The organism is Lysinibacillus sp. UGB7 (assembly GCF_049058285.1).
GTDB classification, from domain to species: Bacteria; Bacillota; Bacilli; order Bacillales_A; family Planococcaceae; genus Lysinibacillus; species Lysinibacillus sphaericus_B.
Genome location: NZ_JBMGUV010000099.1, coordinates 1 through 836 on the forward strand (window position 1 = coordinate 1; position 836 = coordinate 836).

Annotated in this window: 7 tRNA genes and 1 rRNA gene; all 8 read right to left on the bottom strand. The window is 49.6% G+C overall.

Annotation, left to right across the window (positions count from 1 at the left end):
• Positions 1-5 precede the first annotated feature (5 nt).
• The 8 genes from ACOMCU_RS28120 to rrf all read right to left on the bottom strand — a co-directional run bounded on the left by ACOMCU_RS28120 (position 6) and on the right by rrf (position 772).
• A tRNA-Phe gene (locus ACOMCU_RS28120) sits at positions 6-78 on the bottom strand.
• Between the two features lie 15 nt (positions 79-93).
• A tRNA-Asp gene (locus tag ACOMCU_RS28125) sits at positions 94-169 on the bottom strand.
• 3 nt (positions 170-172) lie between these two features.
• Positions 173-247, bottom strand: a tRNA-Met gene (locus ACOMCU_RS28130).
• Between the two features lie 25 nt (positions 248-272).
• Positions 273-348, bottom strand: a tRNA-Val gene (locus tag ACOMCU_RS28135).
• Positions 349-366: 18 nt separating this feature from the next.
• Positions 367-441: transfer RNA gene (locus ACOMCU_RS28140), tRNA-Glu, on the bottom strand.
• A gap of 23 nt (positions 442-464) precedes the next feature.
• Positions 465-556: transfer RNA gene (locus ACOMCU_RS28145), tRNA-Ser, on the bottom strand.
• Between the two features lie 5 nt (positions 557-561).
• Positions 562-638, bottom strand: a tRNA-Asn gene (locus tag ACOMCU_RS28150).
• 18 nt (positions 639-656) lie between these two features.
• A 5S ribosomal RNA gene (rrf, locus tag ACOMCU_RS28155) occupies positions 657-772 on the bottom strand.
• Positions 773-836 lie beyond the last annotated feature (64 nt).

Here is an 836-nt window from a genome sequence, read left to right on the forward strand (position 1 = left end):
AATGATGGGTCAGGACGGAATCGAACCGCCGACACTTAGAGCTTCAATCTAATGCTCTACCAACTGAGCTACTGACCCATATTTTATAAAAAATGGCGGTCCCGACCGGGATCGAACCGGCGATCTCCTGCGTGACAGGCAGGCATGTTAACCGCTACACCACGGGACCTTTTGGTTGCGGGGGCCGGATTTGAACCGACGACCTTCGGGTTATGAGCCCGACGAGCTACCACTGCTCCACCCCGCGATAATACTATTTGAATATATAATTATGGTGGAGGATGACGGGCTCGAACCGCCGACCCTCTGCTTGTAAGGCAGATGCTCTCCCAGCTGAGCTAATCCTCCATCTGGGTATTAAATGAATGGTGACCCCTACGGGATTCGAACCCGTGTTACCGCCGTGAAAGGGCGGTGTCTTAACCGCTTGACCAAGGGGCCTTTGGGAATTTCAATCAAAGTGCTGGCGGAGAGTAAGGGATTTGAACCCTTGAGACAGTGTTAACCGCCTACACGATTTCCAATCGTGCTCCTTCGGCCACTCGGACAACTCTCCAAGAATGGCTCCGAAGGCAGGACTCGAACCTGCGACAACCTGATTAACAGTCAGGTGCTACTACCAACTGAGCTACTTCGGAATAACATTATTATGTATAGCCTAGCGACGTCCTACTCTCACAGGGGGAAGCCCCCAACTACCATCGGCGCTAAAGAGCTTAACTTCCGTGTTCGGTATGGGAACGGGTGTGACCTCTTTGCCATCATCACTAGACTATTTGAAAGACAATACTTATTATAACATATCTCATTATAATAGCAAGTTTTTTAACAAACTT